The sequence below is a fragment of the Achromobacter pestifer genome (assembly GCF_902859625.1).
Lineage (GTDB): Bacteria > Pseudomonadota > Gammaproteobacteria > Burkholderiales > Burkholderiaceae_B > Achromobacter > Achromobacter pestifer.
Genome location: NZ_CADIJX010000008.1, coordinates 22,431 through 43,701 on the forward strand (window position 1 = coordinate 22,431; position 21,271 = coordinate 43,701).

Below are 21,271 nucleotides of genomic sequence, written 5' to 3' on the forward strand. Positions count from 1 at the left end.
ATGCCGGCGGGTCAGTCACCTGCGTCCAGACGACGCACCAGGGCAATATAGCGGCGTTGCGCCTGGTCGACGGGCAGTCCCGCCAACAATCGCCAGGCAGCATGGCTGACCAGTGCGCGGGCGCTGGCGCCGTCGGGCGGCGCAGGCGGGGCGTCGCCCTGACGGGCCTGTTGCTCGTAGGCCGCCAGCCGGATCGCCACGGCAGTCGAGGGGGGCGGCGACAGCGATCGCAATTCGATGGCGGCGGCTTCAAAGGCGTCGGACAAGGCGTCCGCGGCCAGGGTCAGCGTGGCGTCGTCCATGGCATCGCCCTCGGGGTCGTGGCCGTTGGCGGCGGCCAGCCGGCGCCACAAAGCGTCCTCGCGCTGCGGTTCGTCCGCCCGGGCCGTGACCTTGCTGATGGCGTTGTTGCGCAGGCGCAGCGTGTGAGTGGCCGCGCCCTGGTACAGGGTGGCGCCGTCCTGCACCTGGAAACGCAATGGCAAGGCGATGGAACGGCCGGCCAACGCCGGCTGCCCCACGTCGTTGACCGCGAAGGTGTTGCGCGAATAGTCCATCAGCCGCGAGAACAGGTTGATCAGCGCGCCGCGGCCTTCGTAGACACCGCTGATGGGGTTGTCGCCTTCCTCGGTCCAGACCACATCTTCGGCGAACAGCGGAAACAGCGTTTCAAATTCCCCGGCCAACAAGGAATCGCGGTACGCGCCCAGGATGCGTTCGACATCGGCGGCGCCCATCGGCGCCCCGCGTCCGGCCGCGCGAGGCGATTGCGCGGCGGCGGGATCGCGGTCCATGAATTGCAGCACGGTGGCCGCCACCAGGTCGCGGTCGTTGTCCACGCAGATCATGTGATAGCTGTTGTCCAGCAGCACCATTCGGCTGTCCGGGATGGCGTTATGCAGCAAGTGCGCCGACCGCACCGACGTAAGCTCGTCCTCATGCGCATGCATGATCAGCGTGGGGCAGGCGATGGCGTCCAGCCCTTGCTTGACGGCGGCACGCAGCCGGTCGACTTCGCGCACGCAGGCCAGCGGCACCCAGCGGTAGTGAAAGTTCTCGCCCCGTTCAAACTTGGCTTTGACGATGGACCGCACCAGCTCGTTCTTGATGCCGTAGGGCTCTTCCTCTTCGACGCGCATGCGCGCGGCCAGGCCCGGGATGCGGTAGACCAGCTGGCGCAGGCCGCGGTACCAGGGCGTGCTCCAGCCATCGATGAAGACGGGGGCCGCCAGTGTCACCAGCTTGCCCTGCTTGTGCCCGACCCGTTTGCATAGCTCGACCGCCAGCAGCGCGCCCAGACACATGCCCATGACGTGCAGGGTTTCGTGGCGCGCGGCGACTTCGTGGTACTTCCGCGTGACCGCCTCCAGCCAGTCTTCCATGCGCACCGACAGCAGATCTTCGGGCTGGGCGCCGTGGCCGGGCAGGGTCAGGCTGTGTGTTTCGATGCCGGCCCGCTTCAGGACTTTGTGCATCGACCCCAGGTCGTACTCGGTCCCGCCCAATCCGTGGATCAGGAGGGCGCCCGTGCCGGACGGCGCGTCGGGACTACTGGCCGCCATCGGTGGGCTCGTGCTCGATTTCACCCAGCCGCCACATGCCGGCCACGACGGCGACGCTGCCATCGAAGTCGGACAGGGGCGAGCCCCGGTCGCTGACCAGGCGCCAGCCGCCCGCCGCATGCGCCACGCGGAAGAGCAACGGCGAGCGGTCCTGGGCGCCGGCGCGTCGCGCCGCCCAGTGCATCGTCAGGCGCGACCGGTCTTCCGGATGCGTATGCGCAGCCAGGGATTCCAGGCTGGTGATGGCGTTGGCGGGCAGGCCGAATGCGTCTTGCAGGTCGCCCGCCAGTTCCAGCTTGCCGTCATGGGGGTTGAAGCGATACATCAGCTGGCGGCTGCCCGCCAGCGCCAGGTCGAAACGGCCGCGCCATTGTTCCGCGTTTTCAAGCGCTTGCGCGCGTGCGCCGCGCAGCGTGTTGACGAGCAGCAGCAGCAGCGCCGTGACCACCAGGTAAACCTGAGTGGCCAGCAGCACGTGCCAGGGATCGTTGGCTTCAACAAACGGGCCTTCGCCCTGGGCGCTCTGGTAAAGCGCCATCAGCATCAGGGTGACCATGGCCAGCGTGCCGCCCGGCGTGCCCCACACCAGAGCGATCAGCACCGCGAACACCAGCGGCAGATAGGTCAATTCAAAGGTGACGACGTAGGGCAGGTTCTGGATCATGTCGCCGTCGAACGTCATGAAGGTCGACACGATCATCAGGGCGTAGGCCACCGCGCCGATCAGCAAGTCCCGCATCCGGGGGCCGCCCGAGCGGCGGGGCCGGAACTGCGCCCAACCGGTCAGCGCGGGCGCCAGGATCAGCACGCCAGCCAGATACGCCGTGACCCAGGTGCGCAGCCGGACCACCGCGTGTGCGTCCTGCGTCAGCCAGAGCCAGCCGCCGCCCAGCAAGGCGCTGCTGGCCGCCCCGGCGACCGCGCCGGCCAACAGCGCGGCCACGAACCCCGGCCCTTCGGCGCGTGGCGACAAACGCTGCACCGTCCAGGCCGCCAGCATCGAGGACAGGGCGCCCGTCACCGCGAAGACAATGGCGGTGGCGGGTTGCCCGCGTGAGACGAGCGTCAGGAGCAACTGGGCGCAGAAGAACCCCGCCATCAGCAGCAGCCAGTCGCGGCGCGGCGACAGCAGGTAGGCGCCAACAGCCACCCCGGGCGGCAGCCAGACGAACAGGGCGTGGCTGACGGGATCGTTGAGCAGGTGCGAGAACACGCCGCACAGCAGATAGGGAATAGTCCAGAGCAGGCAAAGCGGATTCTTTCTAACCGTGTCGGTCATACCCATGGCGGTCCTTGCATTGCATTGATTCGTGGCGAAGCGGGTTCACCGTGATCAGCGGGTTATACACGGCCCGGACGCCGCTGCGAAGCACCCGCGCCACACTGGCATCCGAAAATCTTGGTACCCTTGAATGCACTTTCGCTTCCAACACCATTTCAGTGCCCCAGGTTTCAGTGCTTTCCTTGTCCGCCCCGACCTTGTCCGCGCCTGCCTCCCAGATTCCTTCCGTGGCGTCGGCCCGCCCGCCCGGGCATGGGCCGCGCCTGCTTGGCCGGCTAGGGATGTGCCTGTGCATCGTGCTGCTGCTGGCGTTGCTGTCGGCGTGCGGCACCACCAAGGTCCAGCCGGGCTACTACCGCGTCCAATCGGGCGACACGCTGACCCAGATCGCCCGCAAGCAGGGCACAAGCGTCAGCAACCTGGTGCGATGGAATAGTTTGTCGAATTCAAATGCCATCGAGGTTGGGCAGATGCTGCGCGTGCAAGCGCCGGGGGGCCAGGCCAGCGCGTCGTCGTCGTCGGGCAAGTCCCGGGCCAAGCCCGCTGCCTCGCCGCCGCGGGCCTCCACGTCGACGGCCAAGCGGCGCACGGCGCCGCCGGGCGCGATTTCACTGGTGTGGCCGGCCCAAGGCAAGGTCACGCGCGGCTATGACGGATCGGGCTCCAACGGCATCGTTATTTCCAATTCCTCGGGGACGCCGGTGGTGGCTGCGGCGGGCGGCACGGTGGCCTATTCAGGCAGTGGCCTGCGTGGCTATGGCCACTTGGTCATCGTCAAGCACAACGCCAGCTTCCTGAGCATCTACGCCCACAACAGCAAGCTGCTGGTCAAGGAAGGCCAGAGCGTGAAGCAGGGGCAGAAGATCGCCGAAATGGGCAATAGCGACAGCAAGCAGGTCGGGCTGTACTTTGAATTGCGCTATGACGGCCAGGCCGTCGACCCCGCCGGGACGCTACCGCCGAAGTAATCCGGCGGCGGGGCCTACAGCGCCATGTCCTGCGTCAACGTTGAAATGAAGGTGGCGGTGCGCGGGTCGTCGGGCCGCGAGAAAATCGTGCGCGACTCTCCGGCTTCCACCACCACGCCATCCAGCAGGAACACCACTTCGCGCGATACGCTGGCGGCCAGGCGCAGGTCGTGCGTGGCCATCAGCATGGTCATGCCCTCGGTTGCCAGTTGGCGCAACACGTCCACCACTTCGGCCGCCAAGCCGGGATCCAGCGCGGAGGTCGGCTCGTCGCACAGCAGCACGCGCGGCGCGGGCGCCAGCGCACGGGCAATCGCCACGCGCTGTTGCTGACCGCCCGACAAGTTGGCGGGCCAGGCCTCGGCCTTGTCGGCCATGCCGACTTTTTTCAACAGTTCTTCGGCACGCGCACGGGCGCGGTCCAGCGGCCACTTCTGCACCGTCAGCAGGCCTTCCATCACGTTGCCGATCACCGTCTGGTGCGGGAACAGCTGAAAGTTCTGGAACACCATGCCGGTCTGCTTGCGCACACGCTGCACCTGATCGCGCGCGAGCTTGCGGTCGGGCGCGAATTCAACCGTTTCCGGCCCGATGACAAGCGTGCCGCGATCAGGCACTTCCAACAGGTTCACGCAGCGCAGCAAGGTGCTCTTGCCGCTGCCAGACGGGCCGATCAGGGCCGTGACGCTGCCTTCGGCGATGCTCACGTCCACTTGCTTCAGCACCGGATTGCCGCCAAAGGACTTTTCGATTTTCTGCAAGCGGATCATCGGCTCTTCTCGGAAAAAACGGCGTGCTGGCCAAAGCGCTTTTCCAGACGGACCTGGGCTGCGGACAAGACGGAACTGAATACCAGGTAGATCAGCGCGGCCTCGGTATAGAGGATCAGCGGTTCATAGGTGACCGCGGCGATGCGTTGCGCGGCCTGGAAGATTTCGGGCACTGTCAGCACCGCCGCCAGCGAGGTGTCCTTGACCAACGCGATGAAGGAGTTCGACAGGGGCGGCACCGCCACGCGAGCCGCTTGCGGCAGAACGGTTCGGCGCAACGCCTGGCCGCGCGTCATGCTGAGCGAATAGGCCGCTTCCCACTGGCCCTTGGTAATGGACTCGATGGCGCCGCGGATGACTTCCGAGTTGTAGGCGCCCACGTTCAGCGTGAAGCCGATCAGCGCGGCGGGCAGCGGATCCAGCACGATGCCCACGCTGGGCAGGCCGTAGAAGATCACGAACAACTGCACCAGCAGCGGTGTGCCGCGGATCAGCCAGACATAGAAGCGCACCACCGCCACCAGCGGCGCCGGCCCAAACAACCGGATGAGCGCCACGACGAATGCAAGCGCCAGGCCCAGCGCGAAAGACATCAGCGTCAGCGGCACCGTGAACACCAGCCCGGCGTGCAGCAGCGGCCAGAACGAGTCTGCCATCAACTGCACCCAGGCCGGCACGGCCCACGACGCGATTTGCGCCAACAGCCAGTCGGGCATGACGGCTTGCAGCCAGGTGGGTAGCGTCATGTGCGTGCCTGCCGCTTACTGCGCCGACAGGTCCGTGCCGAAGTATTTGACCGAAATGGTCTTGTAGGTGCCGTCGGCCTTGATGTCGGCCAGGGCCTTGTTGATGGCGGCCTGCAACTCGGGGTTGCCCTTGCGCAACAGCACGCCGGAATTGCTGAATTCAGCGGTCTTGTCGGTGGCGGCGATCTTCACCTTCGCATTGGGCTTTTGCTTCTTGAAGTCCAGGTACGACAGGTTGTCGTTGACCGTGGCTTCCACGCGGCCTGACGTCAGCAGGTCGATGGCTTCGTTGAAGCCCTGCACGGCGATCACTTCCGCGCCATGGCTTTGCGCCAGTTTGCCGAAGTTGCTGGTCAGCGTATTGGCGGACTTCTTGCCCTTCAGGTCGTCGAAGGACTTGATGGTGGTGTTGTCCTCGCGCACGATCAGCACGGCGGCGGACGAGATATAGGGATCGGAAAAATCGTATTTGGCTTTGCGCGCGTCGGTGATGCCAACCTGGTTGATCACCGCGTCATAACGCTTGGCGTCCAGCCCGGCGATCAGGCCGTCCCATTTGCCTTCGACGAATTGGGCCTTCACGCCCAGGCGTTCGGCGATGGCACGCCCAATGTCCACGTCAAAACCGGTAAGCTGGCCCGATGCATCGTGGAAGGTGAAGGGCGCGTAGGTGCCTTCGGTGCCGATCTTGAACGTGCCGGCGGATTTGATTTGATCCAGGCCAGACTGGGCGTGGGCAGCGGTCAGGGCGGCGGCCTGGATAAGGCCGGCGATGAACAGCGAGCGGAAGAGTTTCATGGCAATGCTCCACGGATGATCGGTGTCATTCTGGAGAGCTTGCGGGTGTGCAATGCCCTCCGGCGTAGCCGCACTCTAACAACGCGCCTATTTTTCCACAAAGCATAAGGAATAGTAAAAATATAGCTGCAAGTCATATGGCTACCCCCCCGCCCGGGGCAATCCGCACCGGGCGCAATCAATCAGCAAGGTGAGGGAGATCGGTGTGGAACAGCAATGGAACAGGCGGGCTTTCATGATGGCGGCCGCGGGTGCTGCGGCGTTTGCCGGGGTGATGCCTGCACAGGGCGCCAACGGCTTGCGGCTGACGCCGGGTGGAGGCAGCATCACCCAGGTGTCGGGCCTGCGGGTGGGCCACTTCACCGACACGCGGCGCCCGACCGGTTGCACCGTCATCATCACCGAGGCGGGCGCCACGGGTGGCGTTGACGTGCGCGGCGCGGCGCCGGGCACCCGTGAAACCGATCTGCTGAACCCCGTGAACATGGTGGAAAAGGTGCATGCCATCGTGTTGTCCGGCGGCAGCGCTTTCGGCCTGGACGCCGCCTCGGGCGTCATGCGCTACCTGGAAGAGAAGAAGATCGGCTTCGATGTGGGCGTGGCGCATGTGCCCATCGTGCCGGCCGCTATTTTGTTCGACCTGGGTGTGGGTGACGCATCCATCCGGCCGGATGCGGCGGCGGGTTATCAGGCCTGCAAGTCAGCCACCACCGCCGCCCCGCAAGAAGGCAACGTGGGCGCTGGCGCCGGCGCCACGGTGGGCAAGCTGTACGGTCCCAAGCGCGCCATGAAGGGCGGCATCGGCAGCGCATCGTTGACAGTGGCGGGTGTGACGGTGGGGGCGATCGTTGCCGTCAATGCGGTGGGTGACGTGCTGGACCCCGCCACGGGCCGCATCCTGGCGGGGGCGCGCACGCCGGACGGCAAGCATCTGCTGGATACCCGCGCCGCCATCCTGGCGGGCGATCTGCCCACGTCGATGCGCGAGGGCACCGCCACCACCATCGGGGTGGTGGCCACCGACGCCAAGCTGACGAAGGCGCAGGCGCAGAAGATCGCGGGCATGGCCCATGACGGCCTGGCCCGCACCATCAATCCCATCCACACGATGATGGACGGCGACACGATTTTCGCGCTGGGCACCGGCACGTCCGGCAGGCCGGGCAACGTGATGTTGCTGGGCGTCATGGCGGCCGAAGTCATGGCGATCGCGGTGCAGCGCGCCATCCTGGCGGCGCGCGCGGTGGAAGGCTTTCCCGCCGCGGTGGATTTCATCGCCTGACGCGCATCGGCTGACTGCCGGGCGCAAGCCCTTGCCCCGCCCTGACCTCACTTTGTCACAGGGCGGGGGCATCATCACAGGCACCGGGTCACCGGTCCTGGGAGAACGTATGTACGAAGGCGAACGATTCAACGGCGCCACGCATCTGGCCGGGCTGGCGCTGGCCGTCGGCGCGTCCGGCATGCTGATCTCTCGCGCTGCCGAACTGAACGTGGACACCAGGCAGATCATCAGTTGCGCGGTCTTCGCGGCGTCGATGATCGCGGTGTATGCGTCATCGGTGCTGTATCACTGCACCCGGGGCCGCTACAAGGCCCGCTGGGCCAAGGCTGACCATTGCGCGATCTACCTGCTGATCGCGGGCACGTACACCCCGTTGGCGTTCGGGCCGGTGGAACATGGCTGGGGCGCGGCGATGGGCGTGGCGATCTGGCTGCTGGCCGCCATTGGCATCAGCCGCGAACTCTGGTGGGCGCGCGGCGCCGCGCCGGCCTTGCCGTTGTATCTGGCGATGGGGTGGCTGGGGGTGATGTTCGCCGCCCCGATTGCGGGCGCCTTGTCCACGGCGGGCCTGGCCTGGTTGCTGGCCGGCGCGGCGGCCTACACCGTGGGCACGCTGTTCTATGTGAACGACAAACGCTGGCGCCACGCCCACGGCATCTGGCATTTGTTCGTGATGGGCGGGTCGGCCTGCCACTTCGTCACGGTCTTTGGCTTTCTGCGCTACGGCACGCCTGCCTGAGCCCGGCGCCTGGCCGGCGGGGCGGCTTTACCGCCAACTGGCCAATGGCAGCATGCCGCCCCGGTCTTTCACTTTCCGCATGACGATATGCGAACACAGGTCGCGCACCCCGGCGATCTTGCTGAGCTTGTCCTCCACGAACTGCGAAAACGCCGATAAATTGCGCGTGCGCACCGTCAGGATGTAGTTGGAGGCGCCCGTGACGATGCTGGCTTCGGTGATTTCGTCATGTGCGGCAATGCCGGCCAGGAACGCTTCGTGCCAGCCCGGGCGCGATTGGTCCAGCGACACATGGACAATGGCTTCCAGCTCGAACCCCAGTTTTTCGGCGTCCAGCACGGCCCGGTATTGCCGGATCATCCCGCCTTCCTCCAGGGCTCGCACGCGGCGCAGGCAGGCCGACGGCGACAGCGCCACCTGTTCGGCCAAGTCCTGGTTACTGATCTGGCCGTTCTCTTGCAGGCGGTACAGAATGCGCTGGTCAATCGCGTCTATGTGCATGATGCAATCCAATGCTGAAAAATCTGGTTTGGTGCAATTTACTGCGGAATCCTAGGGTAAGCCACGCCTGATTTTGCAATATTTCGGCTGAACGGCGCTGCTATCCTGTTTGCAGGATATTGCCCGAAGGAGCATTGCATGACTACGCGCGAAGACTGCGTTGCCGCAGACCGGAAAGACCCCCTGGCCCCGCTGAAAGAGCGGTTCGAGCTGCCGCCTGGCGTGCTCTACATGGATGGCAACTCGCTGGGCGTGATGCCGAAGGCCGCAGCCGCGTGCGCTGCCAGCGTCATCACGCAGGAGTGGGGCACGGGCCTGATCCGCAGCTGGAACACGGCGGGCTGGTTTGAACTGCCCATCCGCCTGGGCGACAAGCTGGGTAGCCTGCTGGGCGCCCGCGAAGGCGAACTGGTCGTGACCGACACCACGTCGCTGAATATTTTCAAGGCGCTGGCGGCCGGACTGCGCATCCAGCAGCAGAAGCAGCCGGCACGCCGCGTCATTCTTTCCGAGCGTGACAACTTCCCGACCGATCTCTACATGATCCAAGGCATGATCGACCTGCTACAGCAGGGCTACGAGATGCGCCTGATCGATGACGAGCTGCCGCTGGACAAGGCGCTGGACGAGTCCGTCGCGGTGATGTTGTTGTCGCACGTGAACTACCGCAGCGGCCAGATGCACGACATGGCCGCCGTGACCGCGCTGGCGCACGAGCGCGGCGCGCTGACCATCTGGGATCTGGCGCACGCCGCAGGCGCGGTGCCGGTGGACCTGACCGGCTCCAACGCTGACTTCGCTGTCGGCTGCACCTATAAGTATCTGAACGGCGGCCCGGGTTCGCCGGCCTTCATCTGGGTGGCGCCGCGCCACACCAAGGACTTCTGGCAGCCGCTGACCGGCTGGTGGGGCCATACGCGCCCGTTCGACATGGCCGTGGCCTACGAGCCGGCCGGCGGCATCCGCCGCTACTTGTGCGGCACCCAGCCCATCGTGTCCTTGTCGCTGGTGGAATGCGGCCTGGACGTGGCCCACGCCGCCGACATGGAGGAAGTGCGCAACAAGTCGCTGGCCTTGGGCGATCTGTTCATCGCACTGGTGGAAGAACGCTGCGAAGGCCATCCGCTGACGCTGGTCACCCCGCGCAAGCACGCCGACCGTGGCAGCCACGTCAGCTTTTGCCACCCGAATGGCTACGAGGTGATGCAGGCCCTGATCGCACGTGGCCTGATCGGTGATTACCGCGAACCCGAGGTGTTGCGTTTCGGCCTGACGCCGCTGTATTTCGGTTACGCCGACGTGTGGGATGCTGTGGATATCCTGAAGGACGTGTTGGATAGCCGCGCCTGGGACAAGCCCGAATTCAAGCAACGGTCTGCCGTGACTTGAGTGCGCTGATGCGTTGCCTTATCGCGCAGGTCATATCGGCCTTACATCCATAAAGAGAGCGCAGTACAAGGAGGAGACAATGCAACAACAACCGGGATTCGGCGACATCGCCGAACGCGAAAAGGGGCTCAAGCGGCGCCTGACCTCCAGCCAGATGAGCATGATCGCCATCGGCGGTGCCATTGGCACGGGCTTGTTCCTGGGCAGCAAGTTCGCCATCGGCTTTGCCGGGCCCAGCGTGATCATCAGCTACGCCATCGGCGGGCTGATCACGCTGCTGCTGATGGGCTGCCTGGCCGAAATGACGGTGGCGCATTCCACGTCAGGTTCTTTCGGCGCCTATGCCGAACACTACATCGGCCCGCTGGCGGGCTTTCTGGTGCGGTATGCGTACTGGTCCTGCGTGGTGCTGGCGGTGGGAACCGAAGTCACGGCGGTGGCCGAGTACATGCACTTCTGGTTCCCGGGGGTGCCGGGCTGGCTATGGGTGTGCGTGTTTTCAGCGGCGCTGATCGTGATCAACGCGATGAGCGTCAAGGCCTTTGGCACCATCGAGTACTGGTTCTCGACGATCAAGATCACCGCCATCGTGGCCTTCATCATCCTGGGCGCGTATGTGGTCTGGGGCAATCCGCAATACGGCGTGGCGCAGTACACCTCGCACGGCGGATTCTTCCCGAACGGCATGTGGGGCATGTGGATTGCCGTGGTGATTTCGATCTTCAGCTACCTCAGTGTGGAAATGATCGCCGTGGCCGCGGGCGAGGCCGAAGACCCCGAGCGGGCCGTCAAGAAGGCGTTCCGCGCCACGATCGTCCGCCTGGTCGTTTTCTACTTGCTGACCTTGGCGTTGATCCTGGCGATCGTTCCCTGGAACGAAGCCGGCAAGGAAGGCAGCCCGTTCGTGAAAGTGATGCTGGCGCTGGAGATTCCGGGCGCGGCGGGCGTCATCAACTTCATCGTGCTGGTCGCCGCGCTGTCAGCCATGAACAGCCAGCTCTACATCACGACGCGCATGATGTTCAGCCTGTCGCGCGCAGGCCATGCGCCGTCCTTGTTCGGCCGGCTGACCAAGAGCGGCACGCCGCTGAATGCGCTGCTGCTGTCCACCAGCGGCATCGCCATCGCGGTGGTGCTGAAGGTGCTGTATCCCGATACGGCATTCACATTGATGATGGCGATCTCGATGTTCGGCGCGCTGTTCACCTGGATGATGATTTTCGTGACGCACTACTTCTTCCGCCGCCGCTGGGCGCGAGAGGGTGGGGCCGCGTTGTCGTTCCGGATGCCGGGTTTCCCGGTGCTGACCTTGCTGGGCGCATTGGCGATGCTGGCTATCTTGTGCACGACGTACTTCACCAATGTGTTCAAGATGACGCTGGTATTCGGCGTGCCGTTCCTGCTGATCCTGGCCGCGCTGTATTTCCTGTTGTTCAAGAAGCGCGGCGAGACCGTGGTGCTTCAGGCCCGCGGCCAGCGCAGTTGACCCGTCCGGGGCGCTAGCGCCCCGGGCCGCCCGCGCATTGCCGGATCGCCGCCAGCATCGCGCGGGCACGGGCGGGCAGGGACCGCGACGCATACACCGCGTGCATTTGCGGCGCAATGCCCTGGGCCGAAGTCACCGTATAGCCCGGGCATACCCGCACCAGGGCGCCACGGTCGATTTCGGGCTGTGCGGCCCAGTCCGCCAGCCGCGCGATTCCCATCCCTTGCAGCACCATTGCCATCAAGCCGCTGCCGCTGCTGACGCGCACGGCGGGTTCGGCATGCAGCCGCACAATGCGCTTGTCTTGCCGCAAGTGCCAGTCCTTCAGCACGCGCGGCCCGGTATGCATGACCAAGCGATGCACGGACAAGTCTTCGGGCTCACGCGGCAGGCCCATCCGGCGCACATAGTCGGGGCTGGCGCACAACAGCCGGTCATAGGGCCAGAGACGCATGCCCAGCAAGTCGCTGGACGCCGGAAAACCACCCCGGATCGCGAAGTCCAGGCCCTCGGCAACGGGGTCCACCCATTTATCGGTGTACAGAATGTCCAGGCTGACGCCGGGGTGCGCGTCGGCATAGCGGCGCAGCACGGCGGGCAGCAGGGCGACGCCCAGCAGGTCCGGCGCCGAAAAACGCAGCCGTCCTTGCACGCCACCCTGCGCATCCTGCAAGTCGTCGCGCGCTTGCGCCTCCAGGCGCAGCAGTTCGCGCGCCGATTGAAAATAGCTTTCGCCCTGCGGGGTCAGCACCACGCTGCTCTTGCTGCGTAACAGCAGTTGCGCGCCGACTTGGCGTTCCAGTGACTGCACCGCGCGCGTGACGGCGCTGGGCGAGGCGCCCAGGGCGCGCGCGGCCAGCACGAAGCTCTGGCGTTCGGCCACGGCGCAGAACACTTGGTATTCCCACAGCGCGCCTCGTTCCATGCGAATTCTCCATTGCGTTTATCGCAACATGATATTGCAACGCATGGCCGCGCGTCCGGCCTAGACTGGCGGTTTCCCCGGTATTTCACGACCCGTCATGCCCACCCCTCACTATCTTGACCCGCTGACCGGCGGCCACTATCCGATCACCGACGCCCGCTGGTGTTCCGACGCCGGGACGCCGCTGATGGTCTCGCCCTTGCCGGGCATCTCGCGCGATGACATTGATACCCGCGAGCGTTCCATTTGGCGGTATCGCGCCGCGTTGCCGCAGGATATTGCAATGCCGGTGTCGATGGGCGAGGGGGGCACGCCGATGGTCGAACGCGCCTGGGGCGGCTTGCGGCCGCATTTCAAATTGGAGTGGTTCAACCCGACTTGCAGCTTCAAGGATCGGGGCGCGGCGGTCATGCTGTCGTGGTTGCGCCAGATCGGCATTTCCGCCGTGGCCGAGGACAGCTCGGGCAACGGCGGTGCGGCCATCGCGGCGTTTGGCGCGGCGGCGGGCATGGGTGTCACCATCTTTGCGCCGGCCTACACGTCCACGGCCAAGGTGGCGCAGATTCGCGCGTTTGGCGCCGATGTGCGTCTGGTGGAAGGCCCGCGCGAGAATTCGCAGACTGAAGCCATCCGCGCTTCCCAAGATATTTTCTACGCCAGCCACAACTGGCAGCCGTTCTTCTTGCAGGGCACCAAATCCATCGCCTACGAGATGTGGGAGGACTTCGGTTTCCAGGCCCCTGACAACATCGTGATTCCGGCCGGTGCGGGCAGCAATGTCCTGGGTTGCGCGATCGGGTTTGCCGAACTGCTGGCCGCTGGCCAGATCCGCCGACTGCCGAGGCTATTCGTGGCGCAGCCATTGAACTGTTCGCCGGTGGATGCCAGCTTTCAAGCTGGCGTGGACGAGGCAGTCCCGCGCGACGTGCTGCCGACGGTGGCGGAAGGCACCGCCATCAAACACCCGGTGCGCCTGCGCGAGGTGCTGCAAGCGGTGCGAGTCAGCGGCGGCCAGACGGTCGCGGTGCCCGAGGCCGATATCGTGGCCGCCGTGAAGCGCCTGGCGCTGTCAGGCCTGTACGCGGAACCGACCAGCGCCACGGCGGCCGCGGCGCTGGAGATGCTGGAGGCGCGGGGGGCGATTCAAGCGGGCGAACGCACCGTCGTCTTGCTGACCGGAACGGGTATCAAGTCCACGCAATTCATGACGGATCTATATTCGCCCATGCCTTGAGCACGACGCGGGCGGTGCCCGTGCCGTTGGTCAGCTGACCAGGGCTGCGGCAGCCGCGACGGGTTCCGCTGCGACGGCGGGTTCCGGCGTTGGCGCGAAGACGCGCAGCCGATGGCCGTCGGGGTCCAGCGCGACAAAGGTGCGCCCGAAATCCATGTTGGTGGGGGCTTGCAGGATGGGCAGGCCGCGCAGGCTCCAGTCCACATGGCGCTGGTTCAGGGTGTCGGCGTCGGCCACGGTAAAGGCCAGTTCAGAGGCGCCGCCGCGTCCGGCGGCAGCCGGCTCCACGGCGTGGCGCGACCACAGGCCCAGCATCAGCCCGGAATCCAGTTTGAACAAGGCAAACGTGGGCGAGCTGTCGATGGGAGACCGTTGCAGCAGCGCGCTGTAGAACGTCGCGCTGGCCTGGGGCTTTTCGACGTAGAAGATGACAAAGTTGGTGTCGGACATGATGCGCTCCTGGTGGTTGATGCGCTCATGGTAGGCAGGGGTACTGTCAGTTTTTGGCAGTAGTCTGAATCAGCATTTCTTCGGTTCGTGGTTGATCGCGCGCCAATCCTTCAGCAAGGCGTGCCGCCGTCTCGGGTAGCGGTCACCCAGGGTCAGGGTGGCGATGCGATCGGTGCGGAAATGCCGGAAATCCTGGCGTAGTTCGCACCACGCCATGACCAGGCGCACGCTGTCGAAAAACCCTAGCGCAAAGGGCCAGACCACGCGGGCGGAATCCGATCCCTTGTCGTCGCGGTAGTGGATTTCCAGCTTGTGCTCGGTGCGGATTGCCTGGCGGATCAAGGCCACGTCGACCCGGTCGATGACTGGGAACGTAGTGGGGCCGACCAGAAGCGGGATGGCGTCCAGCTCGTCGCGCAGTTCCTGCGGCAGCACGGCGCCAATCTTGGCCAGCGCGTTGCTTGCGGCCAGGCCCAGCCGTTCGTCCGAGCGGCCGGCCACCCAGCGGGTGCCCAGCACCAGGGCTTCGATTTCCTCGGTGCTGAACATCAGGGGCGGCAGCATGAAGCCGGGGCGCAGCACATAGCCCACCCCGGGCTCGCCCTCGATCTCGGCGCCCTGGCATTGCAGCGTTGCAATGTCCCGGTAGAGCGTGCGCAGGCTGATGCCCATTTCATCGGCCAACCGATGCCCGCTGACGGGCAGGCGGTGGCGGCGCAGGGTCTGGAGCAATTCCAGCAGTCGTTCAGTGCGGGACATGGCGGGGTGGAGGCGTTGAATGGCGTAATGCTGCCATGAAATGGCAGCAAGCGTTCACTCGAACGGCAGGCCGATCAGCCAGTCGTGCACGCGCGCCGCCAGGTCCAGGCTGTTGCGGTCCATCATCAGCATGTGGGAATTGCCGGCGATGCCCACGTCCGGCAGCGACAGCACGGTGACGCAGGGGTAGCGCTGCGCGAATTGCCGTATCCGCTCGCGCATGTGCGGCCAGCGCGGGTCGGTATCCATGTTGTCGCCCATCACGATCAGCGTGGGCGTGCGGTAATCGGCGTCGGGCGCAAGCAGGGGGATGCTGGCGGGCTCCAAGGCCACGACGGCGCACACGCGGTCGGGCTGGGCCAGCGCCGCACGGATGCCGAAGACGCCCGCTTGCGAGTGGCAGACAACGATCATGCGCCCGACGTGTTCCAGCAAGGCCAGATAGCCCCGCAGGATGGCTGCGTCGGTGTGAACCCAGCGCGGCACCATCTGGGCGGCCAGCCGGTCGAAAGCGTCCACCGGGAACTGCGTGTTCGGATAGGCGCTGTCCGGCCCCGGGCGCGTGCCGGGCTGGCCGATGCGGAAGCGGGTGTAGCAGTCTTCGCGCGTTTGCACGATTGGGGCGGCGGGCCAGATTTCGGGCACCAGGGCATAACCCGAGCGGCCGCGTTCTACTGCGTCGCACAAATAGGCGTCCCAACCGCGTCGCAAAAAGGCGTTCAGCCATCCCTCACGCCCATCCGGCGTGGTTTCCCAGGCGGCGCCCGTCATGCCGCCGCCATGCCAGAAGGCCAAGGGCGGCCGGCCGCTGGCGGGTTCTGACAGGAAGTACTGCGCATACATCTGTTCAACGCGATAGGTGCCGTTCGGGTCGAGCGCGACCGGCTGGCCGCCTTCCGCCATGACGACCTGGCGCGACGGCAGGCCCGACAGCCGCACGTCGTGACCGCCGACGTGGAACGAGCCCATGTCGCGCAGACGGATGGGCGCCAGCCCGTCTGCTTGGCGCGTGCCTTGCGTGGCGTCCGCCGCCATCACTCTGCCTTGATGTGGTTGGCCTGGATGACGTCCTTCCAGCGGGCGGTTTCGGCAAGGACGAAATCGCCCAGCGCCTGGCGCGACCCGGCGGCGGTTTCCACGCCCAGTTCGCGCATCTTGGCGGCGACTTCGGGCGCGGTCAGCGCACTGGTGAATGCATCGTGCAGGGTGGCCAGCGTGGCGTCGGGCGTGCGGGCCGGGGCCATGACGCCGAACCAAGGGGTGATCAGGAAATCAGGAACACCGCTTTCCGCGAAGGTCGGCACGTCCGGAATCGCGGGTGCGCGCTTGCTGCTGGCCACGGCCAACGCACGCAGCTTGCCCGCGCGGATGTTCGCCAGCGACGCCGGCAGGTTGTCGAAATACATGTCCACCTGCCCGCCCAGCAGGTCGGCGGCAACTTGTCCCGCGCCCTTGTAGGGAATATGCGCCAGGTCGATGCCGGCACGCTGCTTGAGCAGTTCAGTGGCCAGATGGGCTGAGCCGCCCACGCCGGACGAGGCCGAATTCAGCTTGCCGGGGTTGGCACGGGCATAGGCCAGTAATTCAGGCAGCGTTTTGGCGGGCACGTTGGGGTTCACGACCAGCACGCTGGGCACGGTGCCAATCATGGCGACGGGCTCGAAATCCTTGACGATGTCGTACGGCGCAGGTTGATAGAGCGAAGGCGCCACGGTGCAGCCGAACGCGCACATCAGCAGCGTATAGCCGTCTGGCGCGGCGCGCGCCACGGCCTGCGCGCCGATGTTGCCACCGGCGCCCGCGCGGTTCTCCACGATCAGGGGCTGCCCCAGGCGCTTGGCCAGGTTTTCGCTCAGGATGCGCGCCAGGATGTCCGGCGTGCCACCGGCGGGGAACGGCACCACCAGCGTGATCGGCCGGGCCGGAAAGTCAGCGGCGGCGGCTGGCGGGGCGGCGCCCAGCACCAAGGCCGCGCCGGTCAGCGCGAAGCGGGCGGCAAGCACCCAATGGCGGGGGGAGGCCGCGCGCCAACGCGCGGCGATCAGGCGTAGAGGGCCCATTGGGAAAGTCTCCTGCGTGTCGGGTGCAAAATGCCCGATCTGGCGGCGACTGTAGCCAAGCCCGGCCGCGCTGCCCAATGCCGGAAATGCAAGCAGGCTATATCAATATCGATATAGCACTTTAAATACATGCGTTTCACGCATAGCATGCGGGAATGAGCGACACCCAACCCCTGCCCCATCTGCGCCGGCTGGACATGAACCTGCTATTGACGTTCGATGTCCTGATGCGCACGCGCAGCGCCACGGCCAGTTCGGCCTTGCTGCACAAGACCCAGCCCGCCATCAGCCGCGATCTGGCACGCTTGCGCCACCGGCTGGAAGACCCGCTGCTGGTGGTGGTGAAAGGGCGCTTCATCCCGACTGAGCGGGCGCTGGAACTGCATGCGACGGTACACGACGCGCTGGCGCAGATTGAATCCGTGCTGCGTCCGCCCGAGGCCTTCGATCCCGCGCGGGCCAGCGGCGTGGTCAACATCGGAACCGGCGCGCATAGCGAGATTCTGCTGGCCGCGCCCTTGCTGGAGCGCTTGCATCGTCTGGCGCCGGGCCTGACGCTGCGTTTCCAGTCGGTGCATGGGGATTTCGTGCCAGACGATCTGGACGCCGAACGGCTGGACATCGCCATCGGCTTGTTCGGCAAGGTGCCCGCGCGATTTCACCGCGACACGCTATTGCACGACCGGCGGGTGTGCGTCGTATCGTCACGGCATCCCTGGGCCGGCCGCAAAGCCTTGACCCTGGCCGATCTGTCCGCCATCAAGTGGTTCGCGTTTGCGCAGATGTATGGCCGGGAAACCAACTTTGACCGGGCCTTGAAGCCGGACGCCGCGCGCCTGGAGTTCTCGGCGTACTTATCGGGCTTCGGCATCACGCCCTATGTGCTGCTTGATACGGACTACGCCACCACCATGCCAGCCTGCGTGGCGCAGGCGCATGGCCGGCATTTTCCGCTGGCGGTGCTGGAACTGCCCGCGCGCTTGCGCAAGATCGAGTTCGTGATGGTGTGGGCGCGGCGCCAGCACACGTCGCCGCAACAGGCGTGGCTGCGCGACCAGATCCGGCAGGTGCTGCAAGAGCGCGTGGGCGCTCTTGCAGCCGAGGCGGCTTAAGAGCCGATCTTCTTGCCCGTGGCCACGTCGATGACCGAGCCGTCTTCCAGGCTGACGCGATAGATCTCGCGGACGACGTTGCCGGCAAAGCCGATCTCGACGATGGACACGTCCTTGAACGTGGTGTTGATGCCGTCAGGCAGCACGGCGTTGAACTTGTCGGACTCCTGCTTCATGGCGTCCTGCAAGCGGGTGTCGTAAAGGGCCATGCTGTAGACCAGCGTGGTGTGCGGGTTGTGGGCGCGCACTTCCTTGCCGTCCTGCATGATGTTGACGCCGCTGACGCCCAGCGTCTTCACCAGATCGCGGCCAGCGTCGCTCATCTTGGCGTAGACCGGGCCCGTCACGCGCGGCAGCGGGCCGTCGCGCAAGGGAGCCATCGCGGCGGTGGCGACGGTGTTGTAGCGCATCATGTCTTCAAAGCCCTGGCCGCTTTTGACCACGCCCAGGTCCAACCACCACGGGTGGCCCGCGCCCTTGGCGGCTTCCGTCGGGTAGAAGGTCTTCAGCGTGACCTGCAACGGGGCGGGGGGCTTGGGCAGCGCCTTGAGCATGCGGGCAGGTGTTTCCGCGTCGGCGCTGTGGATGTGGACCACGGTGACGTGCGGCATGTTGGGTGTTTCGGCCTCGGTCTTCAGGCCCAGCGCCAGCAGGTCTTGCTTGAGCGTGCCGTTGATCTTGGCGTCCAGTACGGCATTGACGTCTTGCGGCAGGCGGTAGACCACGCCGTAGGTGGCCTTGTGGGCGCGGAACTCCGGCTTGTCCAGGGCGCTGTTGTCGATGGGGGCCGCAGCGTGGGCGGCGAACGAGGTGGCGAACAGGCCGACAGCGGCCAGGTGGAATGCACGTTTGATCATGGGGAATCCCTTATCGTTGTTGACGTGACCCGCGAGAGTCATCCGCAGTGTGGCCACAGCGGATGTACGGGGTATTGCACCAGTCAAAAGAATTCCGATACCAGCCGTCATCTGGCCGATAGGTGGCGGGCGCGGCCGGTATCCGGCTAGACCAGAAAGACGACAGCCACGATGGCAATGCCCAGCACCAGATTCACGCCGACCCAGCGGCGGATGCCCGCCATGGCCTGGCCGCCCTTCGGCCAATCGGACGCGGCCACTGCGGCGGACAGGCGCTTGTAAAGCGCGAACCGGATATGGCCGAAGATGGCCATCATCACCACGCCGCCCGCCGCCATCAGCGTCCAGCCCAGCGGCATGAAGAAGGCGCCGCCCGTTTGCACGGCCCGGCTGGCTTCCTGCCCGATCAGCGACATGCCGGTCAGCAGGATCACCACGATGGCCACCAGCACGGCATTCAGGAAGGGGCCCAGCACCGACGCCATCAGCTTCAGGCGCACCGGCGGTTCCAACTGCGCGGCCGCCGGCCGCAGGAAACAGTGCGCAAACAGCATGCCGCCGACCCACAGGATCACGGCGATCACGTGGATGAACTTCAAGACGCTATAGAACATGGGGGGCAGCCTGTAAGAGAAGGGCCGCAGGATGCGGCCCGGTCTGTCCCCATCATATCGCCGCAACAGAATCTCGCTTGGACTTGACCCGGATCATGGTTTTGCATTTAGAATGAGATTGATTTCTATTTGTACATAGCGTTATGGGAGCCGTCGTGCCGAATCCTGTGCTCGCTTCAGGCGACGCCGTCCAACTTTTGTATCGCACTCATCATGGATGGCTGCACAACTGGTTGCGCGCGAAACTGGGCAATACCTTCGATGCGGCCGACTTGGCCCAAGATACGTTCGTCCGGGTGCTCCGCCATCGCCATGAATTGGAAGCCTTGCGCGAACCGCGCGCGTATCTGACGACGATCGCCAAGCGCCTGCTGCTGAACCATCATCGCCGCCGCTCGGTCGAGGACGCCTACCTGGAAGCGCTGGCCCTGATGCCGGACGCCGTGGCGCCATCGGCCGAACACCGCTTGATCATCCTGGAGACGCTGCAAGAGATCGACGAGATGTTGTCGGGCTTGCCTCTGGCTGCGCGTCAGGCATTCCTGTTGGCGCAGTTGGAAGGGTTGAGCCACGGCGAAATCGCCGAGCGACTGAACGTGTCGCTGCGGACGGTGCATCGCTATATCGCTCGCGGTTTCGAGCAATGCATCATGGCGGTGACGTGAGCGAGCCGGCGGGTGAGCTGCCCCCCGTCGCCCGCAATGTGGCGCGTGAGGCCGCGCGTTGGCTGCTGCGGCTGAGTTCTGGCCGCGCGACCGACGCGGATGTGCACGCTTGTGACCAATGGCGCGCCAGCAAGGCGGAACATGAATACGCCTGGCAGCGCGCGCAGCGCGTCAATGAACGCTTCGGCCTGATCCCGTCGGCACTCGGCATGGCGACCTTGAACCGGCCCCAGCTGCAACAGCGCCGTGCGGCCTTGAAAGCGCTGGTGGCGCTGATGGTGGCGGGCCCCCTGGGATGGGCCGCCTGGCGTGCCGATCCCCTGGACTGGACGGCCGACTATCGCAGCGGCGCCGGCGAGCGGCGCGATGTGACGCTTGCCGACGGGTCCTCCCTGCATCTGAATACCGCCAGCGCGGTGGACATCGCGTTCGATGCCACGACGCGCCTGGTGCGACTGCGTTCGGGTGAGATCGCCGTGCATGCCGTGGCGGATGCCTTGCCGCACTCCCGGCCTTTCGTGATCCGCACGAGGCTGGGTGATATCGAGGCGATGCCATCGCGCTTTTGCGTGCGCCAGGATGGCACGCAATGCCAGATCAGCGTGCAGGAAGGCCAGGTGCGCGTCAGCAGCGGTGCGCATCCCGGACGCATGCTAAGCCTGGTGGCAGGCGAACAAGGCCGGCTGACCGATGACGGCGTGTCCGAACCATCGCCGGCCGATCCGCATGCCAGTGATTGGACGCGCGGCGTGCTGTACGCCAATCAATTGCGTCTGGACGCTTTTGCTTCCGAGCTGGGGCGGTATCGCCGGGGCATTCTGCGCTGCGATCCCGACATCGCGCACCTGCGCCTGTCCGGCGCGTTCCAGTTGAACGACACGGACGCGGTGCTGGCCGCGTTGCCCGCGACCTTGCCGGTGGAGGTGCGCTATCGCAGCCCCTACTGGGTGACGATCGGGCCGCGTCAAGCCGCGGCGTGATTTTTTTCGTTGTTACAAAATACCGGCGCCCCAGCTGTCCGATTCGCGATTCACGAGGGTCATGGTCTGTATAGGCAAACAAATGCCGA

At 65.7% G+C, this 21,271-nt stretch carries 22 protein-coding genes; 9 read left to right on the forward strand and 13 right to left on the reverse strand.

The window, feature by feature from the left end:
• Positions 1–11: 11 nt before the first annotated feature.
• Positions 12–1,562, reverse strand: coding sequence for an acyl-CoA-binding protein (locus HV753_RS25025; protein WP_175177287.1), 1,551 nt, complete (start codon positions 1,560–1,562; stop codon positions 12–14).
• Entirely contained in the window at positions 1,549–2,841 is a 1,293-nt protein-coding gene (locus tag HV753_RS25030) for an MASE1 domain-containing protein (protein WP_175177288.1), read from the reverse strand. The genes HV753_RS25025 and HV753_RS25030 overlap by 14 nt, the downstream gene beginning before the upstream one ends.
• A gap of 284 nt (positions 2,842–3,125) precedes the next feature.
• Here HV753_RS25030 and HV753_RS25035 point away from each other — a divergent pair, with 284 nt between their 5' ends.
• Positions 3,126–3,812, forward strand: a complete 687-nt coding sequence (locus HV753_RS25035) for a peptidoglycan DD-metalloendopeptidase family protein (RefSeq protein WP_175177409.1) — start codon at positions 3,126–3,128, stop codon at positions 3,810–3,812.
• 14 nt (positions 3,813–3,826) lie between these two features.
• On the opposite strand, the gene HV753_RS25040 is transcribed toward HV753_RS25035, so the two are convergent.
• The 3 genes from HV753_RS25040 to HV753_RS25050 form a co-directional block, all read right to left on the reverse strand.
• Positions 3,827–4,582, reverse strand: a complete 756-nt coding sequence (locus HV753_RS25040; RefSeq protein WP_175177289.1) for an amino acid ABC transporter ATP-binding protein — start codon at positions 4,580–4,582, stop codon at positions 3,827–3,829.
• Positions 4,579–5,259: an ABC transporter permease subunit gene (locus HV753_RS25045; protein ID WP_175177410.1), complete on the reverse strand. Its 681-nt coding sequence runs from the start codon at positions 5,257–5,259 to the stop codon at positions 4,579–4,581. The genes HV753_RS25040 and HV753_RS25045 overlap by 4 nt, the downstream gene beginning before the upstream one ends.
• Positions 5,260–5,343: 84 nt before the next feature.
• Positions 5,344–6,126, reverse strand: coding sequence for an amino acid ABC transporter substrate-binding protein (locus tag HV753_RS25050; protein ID WP_175177290.1), 783 nt, complete (start codon positions 6,124–6,126; stop codon positions 5,344–5,346).
• 235 nt (positions 6,127–6,361) lie between these two features.
• On the opposite strand from HV753_RS25050, the gene HV753_RS25055 reads away from it, so the two are divergent.
• Both HV753_RS25055 and trhA read left to right on the forward strand, forming a co-directional pair.
• Positions 6,362–7,408 carry a P1 family peptidase gene (locus HV753_RS25055; protein WP_175177291.1) on the forward strand — a complete coding sequence of 349 codons (1,047 nt, stop codon included), beginning with the start codon at positions 6,362–6,364 and terminating at the stop codon, positions 7,406–7,408.
• Between the two features lie 109 nt (positions 7,409–7,517).
• The gene (gene trhA / locus HV753_RS25060) at positions 7,518–8,150 is read left to right on the forward strand and encodes a PAQR family membrane homeostasis protein TrhA (RefSeq protein ID WP_175177292.1); all 633 of its coding nucleotides are present in this window, start codon (positions 7,518–7,520) and stop codon (positions 8,148–8,150) included.
• A gap of 27 nt (positions 8,151–8,177) precedes the next feature.
• On the opposite strand, the gene HV753_RS25065 is transcribed toward trhA, so the two are convergent.
• Positions 8,178–8,651, reverse strand: a complete 474-nt coding sequence (locus HV753_RS25065; protein ID WP_175177293.1) for an Lrp/AsnC family transcriptional regulator — start codon at positions 8,649–8,651, stop codon at positions 8,178–8,180.
• Positions 8,652–8,789: 138 nt separating this feature from the next.
• On the opposite strand from HV753_RS25065, the gene kynU reads away from it, so the two are divergent.
• Positions 8,790–10,040 carry a kynureninase gene (kynU, locus tag HV753_RS25070; protein WP_175177294.1) on the forward strand — a complete coding sequence of 417 codons (1,251 nt, stop codon included), beginning with the start codon at positions 8,790–8,792 and terminating at the stop codon, positions 10,038–10,040.
• 79 nt (positions 10,041–10,119) lie between these two features.
• The gene (locus HV753_RS25075) at positions 10,120–11,526 is read left to right on the forward strand and encodes an amino acid permease (RefSeq protein WP_175177295.1); all 1,407 of its coding nucleotides are present in this window, start codon (positions 10,120–10,122) and stop codon (positions 11,524–11,526) included.
• Between the two features lie 13 nt (positions 11,527–11,539).
• On the opposite strand, the gene HV753_RS25080 is transcribed toward HV753_RS25075, so the two are convergent.
• Positions 11,540–12,451: a LysR family transcriptional regulator gene (locus tag HV753_RS25080; protein WP_175177296.1), complete on the reverse strand. Its 912-nt coding sequence runs from the start codon at positions 12,449–12,451 to the stop codon at positions 11,540–11,542.
• Between the two features lie 97 nt (positions 12,452–12,548).
• Here HV753_RS25080 and HV753_RS25085 point away from each other — a divergent pair, with 97 nt between their 5' ends.
• A complete protein-coding gene (locus tag HV753_RS25085) occupies positions 12,549–13,685 on the forward strand; it encodes a threonine synthase (protein ID WP_175177297.1) in 1,137 nt (378 codons plus the stop codon).
• Positions 13,686–13,715: 30 nt separating this feature from the next.
• On the opposite strand, the gene HV753_RS25090 is transcribed toward HV753_RS25085, so the two are convergent.
• The 4 genes from HV753_RS25090 to HV753_RS25105 form a co-directional block, all read right to left on the reverse strand.
• The gene (locus HV753_RS25090; protein WP_175177298.1) at positions 13,716–14,135 is read right to left on the reverse strand and encodes a VOC family protein; all 420 of its coding nucleotides are present in this window, start codon (positions 14,133–14,135) and stop codon (positions 13,716–13,718) included.
• Between the two features lie 69 nt (positions 14,136–14,204).
• Entirely contained in the window at positions 14,205–14,894 is a 690-nt protein-coding gene (locus HV753_RS25095) for a helix-turn-helix transcriptional regulator (protein WP_175177299.1), read from the reverse strand.
• A gap of 54 nt (positions 14,895–14,948) precedes the next feature.
• Positions 14,949–15,929 (reverse strand): alpha/beta hydrolase, encoded by a 981-nt coding sequence (locus HV753_RS25100; RefSeq protein WP_175177300.1) that lies wholly within the window; start codon positions 15,927–15,929, stop codon positions 14,949–14,951.
• The gene (locus tag HV753_RS25105; RefSeq protein ID WP_175177301.1) at positions 15,929–16,954 is read right to left on the reverse strand and encodes a tripartite tricarboxylate transporter substrate binding protein; all 1,026 of its coding nucleotides are present in this window, start codon (positions 16,952–16,954) and stop codon (positions 15,929–15,931) included. Before HV753_RS25105 ends, HV753_RS25100 begins: the two co-directional genes overlap by 1 nt.
• A 155-nt stretch (positions 16,955–17,109) precedes the next feature.
• Here HV753_RS25105 and HV753_RS25110 point away from each other — a divergent pair, with 155 nt between their 5' ends.
• The gene (locus HV753_RS25110; protein ID WP_175177302.1) at positions 17,110–18,066 is read left to right on the forward strand and encodes a LysR family transcriptional regulator; all 957 of its coding nucleotides are present in this window, start codon (positions 17,110–17,112) and stop codon (positions 18,064–18,066) included.
• Here HV753_RS25110 and HV753_RS25115 read toward each other — a convergent pair.
• Together HV753_RS25115 and HV753_RS25120 are read right to left on the reverse strand one after the other, a co-directional pair.
• Positions 18,063–18,923, reverse strand: coding sequence for a hypothetical protein (locus HV753_RS25115; protein ID WP_175177303.1), 861 nt, complete (start codon positions 18,921–18,923; stop codon positions 18,063–18,065). The two genes, HV753_RS25110 and HV753_RS25115, sit on opposite strands and share 4 nt — an antisense overlap.
• Before the next feature lie 146 nt (positions 18,924–19,069).
• A complete protein-coding gene (locus HV753_RS25120) occupies positions 19,070–19,537 on the reverse strand; it encodes a CopD family protein (protein ID WP_175177304.1) in 468 nt (155 codons plus the stop codon).
• A 155-nt stretch (positions 19,538–19,692) separates the two neighbouring features.
• Between HV753_RS25120 and HV753_RS25125 the strand changes: the two genes are divergently transcribed.
• Positions 19,693–20,202, forward strand: a complete 510-nt coding sequence (locus tag HV753_RS25125; protein WP_281370987.1) for a sigma-70 family RNA polymerase sigma factor — start codon at positions 19,693–19,695, stop codon at positions 20,200–20,202.
• Positions 20,199–21,182 (forward strand): FecR domain-containing protein, encoded by a 984-nt coding sequence (locus HV753_RS25130; RefSeq protein ID WP_246288392.1) that lies wholly within the window; start codon positions 20,199–20,201, stop codon positions 21,180–21,182. Before HV753_RS25125 ends, HV753_RS25130 begins: the two co-directional genes overlap by 4 nt.
• Positions 21,183–21,271: the final 89 nt, after the last annotated feature.